The sequence below is a fragment of the Paenibacillus sp. Y951 genome, from assembly GCF_056786395.1.
On record NZ_JBXCIY010000040.1, the window covers coordinates 1 to 8,463 of the forward strand.

At 41.9% G+C, this 8,463-nt stretch carries 2 protein-coding genes; both read left to right on the top strand.

The annotated features are described in order from the left end of the window. Positions 1-1,215, top strand: a 1,215-nt coding sequence (locus AC1TPB_RS24440; protein ID WP_482078875.1) for a thioesterase domain-containing protein, incomplete at its 5' end; no start/stop codon positions are given. 3 nt (positions 1,216-1,218) lie between these two features. Continuing rightward, positions 1,219-8,463: amino acid adenylation domain-containing protein (locus AC1TPB_RS24445; protein ID WP_482078876.1), on the top strand; the 7,245-nt coding region annotated here is incomplete at its 3' end.

The window sequence follows — 8,463 nt, forward strand, 5'->3', positions numbered from 1 at the left end:
CCAAGACTTTTTCATGTGTTGGAAAGCATCCCGCTCAGTGTAAATGGTAAGGTGGATCGCAAGGCTTTACCAAGAGTGGTTGAGCGTAAAGAGATGGTAGAAATGGCAGAAAAGTCTGACAGAGCGCCCAAGGACCCAGTTGAGCAACAGCTTTTGAATATATGGAAAAAAGTTCTGGAACAAGAGCAAATTATAGTGAATGATGATTTCTTCCAGCTGGGTGGGCAGTCGTTTGAAGCGGTACGATTAGTTGGATTAATCTCAGAGCAGTTTGGAATCAGTCTATCGATCGGGGATGTGTGGCAAGATCGTACAGTGGCGAGAATGGCGGAGCGACTACGGGAATGGGAGCATGCTGCAGCGTTTCGAGCGCTTGTAGAGATGAATACCGAGGGAGAAGGGAACCCGTTATACCTAGTACACCCAGCAGGTGGTAATGTCATGTGCTATGGGGAACTGGGAGGACTAATATCACGTCCAGTGTATGCCTTCCAAGCACCTGGTGTGGATGGAAAAGCAATGCCATTGGATTCGATTAATGAGCTAGCGAAGATTTATGTGAAGGAGTTAGTTGAGCATCAGCCTGAAGGGGCGATTTTACTAGGCGGATGGTCTTCCGGTGGAATAATAGCCTATGAGATGGCGGTACAGTTGCGTGAGCAAGGACGAATGCTAGAAGGAATTATTATTATAGATAGTCCAGCTCCGCTAATTCATGATCCAATTGATGAAGCCATTCTCTTCGACTGGTTTATTGAAGATATGAATTTAGACCAGGAGATTCAAAAGGAGATTGAGAGGGTCCATATGGTAGAGCATACGGAGGAGGAGAGTATCCAACTGCTAGCTTTCGCCATGGGACGTACTGAACTTTATTCTGGACTTAGTGTCGATCAGATAATGACTGTCTACAAGGTTTTTGAAGGTATAGTAAAGGGAAGTAGAAACTATCATGCGGCTCAGATCGACATAGATATCTTAATTATTAGAGCAGCGCAAGGAGAAGTTAGTGAATTTAAGACGCATCCTTATGCGGATCATATTCATTGGGGATGGCAGTCTATGACAACTGGTTTGGTTACTGGTGAATTTTTGGAAGGGACTCACCATACTTTATTGTCTACTCCAATTATCAATCAAGTAGCAGCACTATTAGAATTATGGCTTGTTCAAAGACCATCTGTGCAATCATTTTTAATTAACGCGGGAGAGTGAGTTATGGAACAATTATTGTTGAAAGCCGCTCGTAGAGGTATCAAAATCCAAGTGGTAGGAGACCAACTCCGTATATCTGCACCGCAAGGGGTATTAACACCAGAATTGCGTAAGGAGCTTAAAGAACATAAGGAATTGATACTGGAATATTTGATCAATCAAAACGAAGATATAGACGATGTAACTTTCTCACCAATCGTGCATGATTCGGATAACCAATATGAATCATTTCCTCTCTCGGATATTCAGCATGCCTATTGGCTTGGAAGGGATAGTGCTATTGAGTATAGTAATGTCTCAACCCACTTCTATTTTGAACTAGATTGTGAGGGTATTGATTTTACAAAATTAAATGATGCCCTTTGTCGTTTAATCGATCGACATGACATGTTGCGAGCGGTTATTAATAACAATGGAACGCAGCAAATCTTGCCTGCAGTTCCTCGCTATGAGATCGACTTATATGATCTATCCTGGGCAGATTCGGAACAAATTAATCATTCTATTCAATTAGTTAGAGATGAACTTTCTCATCAAGTGATTCCTGCGAATCAATGGCCGTTGTTTGATATCCGAGCTACACGTTTGACAGAGGATCAAATCAGGTTACATGTCAGTTTAGATTTTCTAATCATCGATGGTTGGAGTATGTCTACACTCTTTCAAGAATGGTATTTGCTTTATTTAGAGCCTGAAACTAACCTACCTGAAATCAATATCTCTTATAGAGATTACATTTTAGGTGAAAGGAACTTATTAGGAACAGATGTATACCATCGAGCACAGCAATATTGGATGGATAGAATAGATGATTTACCTTCTGCTCCCGAGTTACCGATGAATCCACTATCAACATCACATCAAGTTAAACCCAATTTTACACGTAGAAGAACTACAATTACAAAGCAACAATGGGAGAAGATTAAAGCAAGTGCTCGATTGGAAGGACTTACTCCCTCTGGGCTAGTTTTAGCGGCTTACGCTGAAATTTTATCTTATTGGAGTGCGACAAAGCACTTTACACTGAATTTGACTTTATTCAAAAGACTGCCGCTACACGAGGATGTAAAGCGATTAATAGGGGATTTTACGACTCTTATATTGGTTGAGGTTGATTATCGAGCAACGAACACAACGTTCCGCGAACGAGCGATTCAGTTGCAACGCCAATTAATGAACGATTTGGAAAATTCAATCTACAGCGGTGTTGAAGTAGTTCGTGAATGGTCGAAACGTAATAACAGTGCTTTGAAAGCAACAATGCCTTATGTATTTACAAGCGGACTTGTGTTTAGCGGAGACGAAGGGGAGGATGCAGGCTGTCTAGAACGCTTTGGTCCCATGGTCTATGGTGTAAGTCAAACTCCTCAAGTATGGATCGACCACCAAATTATGGAAGTCAATGGAGACTTGGTATTCAACTGGGACACGTTAGATGATGTGTTTCAAGATGGGGTTCTTGATAGTATATATAATGGTTTCTCTGATCTCATTACAAGGCTTGCCGATGATGACTCCGTATGGTCGAGCCATATCGTAACCCCTTTACCTGTTTGCATGAAATCTATTCGTGAAGAAGTTAATAGTACTACTCATAAATATAGAGAGCGTTTGCTTCATGAAGGATTTTTGAGACAAGCACTTGAACAGCCTGATGGAATCGCTGTTATCTGCTCAAATCGGAGTATAACTTATCGTGAATTATTAATAGAAAGTATTAGTACAGCCAAAGTACTAATGGAACATGGGATTCGGCTAGAGCAGCCTGTAGCCATACTGATGCATAAAGGTTGGGAACAAATCGTCGGTGTCATGGCCATTCTATTGGCAGGTGGAGCATATTTGCCGATTGATGCAAACTTACCGACCAAACGTCAGCTTGAACTGTTGACTATAGGTGGGGTGCAACAAGTGCTAACACAACCTGAGCTTGCGGGGAAAGTAAGGTCTATAACAGATGAGATAATGATAGAGACGATATTAATCGATAAAAACGTCAATAGCGAAGTAGAAATAGAAGATGTAACTTGTTGGTTACAGCAGGATATTGAGGATCTAGCCTATATCATCTTCACTTCAGGTACAACGGGTGTGCCAAAAGGTGTGATGATCAGTCATAGAGGAGCAAATAATACCATTGAACATATGAATCAACTTTTCGAGGTATCTTCTCAAGACAGTGTATTAGCTGTATCGTCTTTGAGCTTTGATCTCTCAGTGTATGACATATTTGGTTTGCTAGATCAAGGTGGAACTATCGTAATTCCAGATCACAAAATGGGAAATGATCCTGCTTATTGGAGTAAATTAATTACTGAGCACAGTGTTTCGATTTGGAACTCGGCACCTCAGCTTATGCGAATGTTGATGGATAGTACAACGATAAATCAACAATCGACAGCTATGCGATTGGTCTTGTTAAGTGGGGACTGGATTCCATTAGATTTGCCGATTCAAGTACGTACCCAATATCCTGACGCGAGGGTAATTAGTCTTGGAGGGGCAACAGAGGCTTCAATCTGGTCGATCTACTATCCTATTGAAGAGGTAAATCCTTCTTGGTCCAGTGTTCCATATGGAAAGCCTTTACCAAACCAAACGATTTGGGTGTATGACGATGCATTTAGACCTACTCCTGATCTAGTGAAAGGTAGAATATATATTGGTGGAATTGGTTTGGCTCTAGGTTATTGGAAGGATAACGAAAAAACAGATTCACACTTTATCATTCATCCATTTACGGGAGAACGAATATATGATACTGGTGATACTGGATACTATAAGAGCGATGGAAACATTGTTTTTCTTGGTAGAGATGATAATCAAGTGAAAATTCGAGGTCATCGCATTGAACTTGGAGAAATTTCATCGGTATTAAGGCAGCACCCAGAAATTAAAGAGGCAGTCGTACTTCCAACAGCAGGTACGTTAGAACGAAGGCAGTTGGCTGCGTATGTGGAGCTAATTGATACCGACTTATCCTTGATAGGAATAACCGATTCTTTAAGTGAATCTGATCAGCTTGCGGGCGAAGAATCCCTTCGAAAGTTGCTTGAGGAAGTATTACTTACGACAAAGGTTAGAAAATTAGATGATTCATTGAAGGATTCATGGGATATGCTCGATGGATATTATTTTGCTGCAACAGTAACTGCTTTTCAACAATTTGGAGTGACAGGTAAAGCAGGAGAACGGGTTTCCATTAACCGACTTCTGTCAGCTGGAATAGTTACTCGATATGAGCGTTGGTTGAATCGAGCTTTGAATGTACTAGTAGCGGATGGTTATGCTTTTTATGTAGGTAATGGTGTCATAGAATTTAACAATGAATTGCCTCCAATAGATTTGCAACAATGGTCGGCTACTGTAAGGAAGCGATTGACGGATGCCATAGATTTTACTGAGGAAGAAGCCTACTGGTTTACAGATGCGGTGGAGAATCTTCATAACATCTTAACGGAAAAACTACACTCGGCTAAAATCTATGCAGCAGAAACAACGGCACAGGTATATCAAAAATTATTTCCAGATAATCATGCACAGCTTAAAAATGTGATTCAAAAGCTAGCGTCTAGTCGTAAAGAAGGTTTACGAGTACTAGAGGTAGGTGCTGGACTGGGCTCGGCGACGCAACATATTCTACCGATTCTAAATGAAGCAGGCTGTCATTATGTGTTCACGGATATATCAGAATTTTTTCTTCAACGTGCGGAAAATCTCTTTAGTCCAATGTGTGATTCAATGGAATTCAAACGGTTTGATTTGGATGTTAGACCTGAATATCAAGGTGTTGAACGTAATAGCTTTGATATTATTATCGCTTCCAGTATGCTTCACGATGTGAAAGATATCGAACTGGCTTTGAGTCATCTTTCATCATTATTAACGCTTAATGGTCATCTTGTTATTTTGGAAGAGACAAAGTTTTTCCGCTCGTTCGATTTACATATGGGGCTTCAGCAAGGCTTTGATATTTTTACAGATGAGCATTTGAGAAGCGAGCATTGTATCTTAAGCGCCGAGGGTTGGGAAAAGGCGCTGCTTAATACTGCTTTTACTGATGTAGTAATTACTCGTTGTCCGGACAGTGTATCAGATTATTTAGGTTTTCATGTCATTATTGCAACTGGACCTTCTCGTATAAAACGGATAAACGTACAGGAAATACGAAATTATATAACCGGTCTTTTGCCTGATTATATGGTGCCTAGACATGTTGTTCAAATGGATAAAATACCTGTATCTTCAAATGGGAAAATTGATTACAAGGCTATTCCAATAATTCCTGAGTATTCGAGCGCTGAATACAAAGAAAAGGTTGCTCCACGTACCGAAATAGAAGAAAAAGTTTATAACGCATGGTCCAGAGTCATCAATGGTCATGAGATCGGAGTAACAGACAGTTTCTTTGAATTAGGTGGAGATTCGTTGTTGGCTACACAGCTGCTGCGTGAAATTAATACTGAGATGAATATTGAATTGGAAATGCATGAGTTTTTTGAGAACCAAACGATTGAGTTGATAGCGCTCCTGCTTCAAAGCAAAATACAAGAAGGGGTAGAAAGAGAAATTACTCAAATGAATTTGGAGGAAACTGGTCTGGTAACTGAGTCCAATCAAGTCCAAGTAGAACCGACAATATTATTTCCTGCACTACGTTACAAATCGAATGAAGCTCCAATGTCAGATATTCAACAAGGATTTGTAATGGCGGATGATCCTTATATGGAATTCCATGTAAGGCCACATCTGTACTTAGAACAAAATATTAGTAATTTGGATGTGCAGCGATATGAGGATGCTTGGAACAAAGCACTCCAACGACATCATTCTGAAATTGTAGTTACTAGCCCTGAAGGAAGGTTACAAGTTGTAAAAGATCCAGAGAAGATCAGATTACAAGTGTTAGATCTTCGTGAGTTGCCATTGGAAGAGGTTCAAGAGATCTTAATTAAAGTGCAGGAACAGTTAATGAGAAGTGAACTCCCTCTCGATACATGGCCATGGATCGATTTAAGGGTAACATTGTGGAAGGATCAAGACGAAGAAAAAGCACGAATTCACTATAATCATAATAACTTTTTCTGGGATGGCGGATCTATCAGTAATTTATTTAAGGAAGTGGATTGTTATTACAGTGATCCTTCAATTGTATTACCGCCACTCAGCCTAAGCTTCCGCGATGCTATGCTGGCACTAGAACAGATGTCTGAATCAACTCAAGGCATCACATCACGTCGCTATTGGGAAGAGAGGATACCTTATTTACCTGAACCACCTGCTATTCCGATTAATGATGGCATGAATCGCCGCTGTCGTTCGAAGCTTAACCGTCGTGAAAAAGTGATGCCTGCAAAAGTATGGAGTTCCTTTAAGGAATCTGCAGGAAGATTGGGATTAACACCTTCTAGTGCGATGTTTGCTGTCTATGCAGAGATTATTGCAGCTTGGAGTAATAGCCGACATTTTATTTTAAGTAATATGGTATCAAGAAGGGTAGATATACACCCTGAGATGAGAGAAATCTTAGGGAACTTCTCATCCACATACCCCTTAGAGATTGATTTCCGTAAGGATACATCATTTATCGAGCGCGCTCGGCGTATTCAGGAGCAGGCCATGCGTGACGCGAAGCATTTGTATTGGGGTGGTATGCAGGTCATGCTTGCGTTAAGCCGATTAAGAGGGGGCTTTGGTCAATCACCCATTCCATTCGTAGTAGGCAGTGGATTGTTTATGGAGGGATTCAAACGTCCAGATTATAGCTGTTTGGAAACATCACAGGTTATGCTGGATCATCAGTTTTGGGAGTTGTCGGACGGTCGTCTTTTCTATGTATGGGATCTACTTGAAGAGTTTTTCCCTGAAGGATTAATTGATGATATGTGGGAGGCCTATGCGGGTCTGATCGAAAGGCTTGCTCGATCTACTGAGCTTTGGAGTCAGCAGATTATCCCACTCATTCCAGCAAAACATGTGGAGGAGAGGCAAGAGGTTCATCAACAGTCTGAAGAGAAGCTACCGTTTCGTTTGGAAGAGTTGCTCCAGTATACGGCAACGACTACTCCTGAATCCATCGCTTATCAATCGCATGGCAGTACATTAAGTTATCGGGAACTTGCACAGGCTAGTGATCGGATCGCTAACATGCTCAGTCGGCACGGGGTAAAACAGGGAGAACATGTAGCTATTGTTGCAGATCGTGGGCCTGAATTACTGCAAGCTGTATATGGGATTCTTAAGGTAGGAGCGGCTTATGTACCGATTGATCCAAGCTTACCAGACGAACGATTGTCTTACTTGCTCGATAATAGTGAGGCGGTAATTATTGTAGCCCAGGACAAGTATATCGCAGATAATCTTACAGCGACATCATCCCTACCGGTACTGTCGATTAGAATGCTAGTTCAAGGGCAAGAAGAAGCTGCTTCGATTCACACTGGAGCGACTACGAGTGATGTAGCCTATATCATCTACACTTCAGGATCGACTGGCCGACCTAAAGGAGTCATGATTCCGCACGAAGGTGTCGTGAATACGATTGTAGATATGAACTCTCGGTTTCATGTGGGACCTGAGGATCGAATGTTTGGCGTATCATCCTTTGGTTTTGATTTATCAGTTTATGATCTGTTTGGAGCAGCGGCCGCAGGCGCTACGCTGATCTATCCAGATCCGGATCGTACATTGAACCCGTCTCACTGGGTACAGCGAATGCTAGAAGAGGGGGTCACGATATGGAATTCCGCACCGCCCCTAGCAACACTGTTAGTAGAAGCGGCAGAGAATCGAGGCATCCAGCTACCGAAGCTTAGACTCGTACTATTGAGTGGCGATTGGATCCCCATTGACCTTCCGAGTCGGATTCGGAAAATCGCACCGCAGGCTAAGGTGGTCAGTCTAGGCGGAGCCACAGAGGCTTCGATCTGGTCGATCCTATACGAAATTGATGAGGTGGACCCTTCTTGGAAGAGCATTCCATATGGCTATCCGATGAACAATCAGTCTTGGTTTGTGTTAGATGAGTGGGGCCGTTCTGCTCCAACATGGACGCAGGGAGAATTGTACATTGGTGGTAGCGGTTTGGCGCTTGGATATTGGAAGGACGATGAGAAGACAACGTCCAGTTTTATAGAACATCCTAAAACCAAGGAACGGATATACCGTACTGGCGATATGGGGAGATATCTTCCTGGTGGAGTCATTGAATTTTTGGGAAGAAAGGATGCTCAAGTGAAAATACAAGGG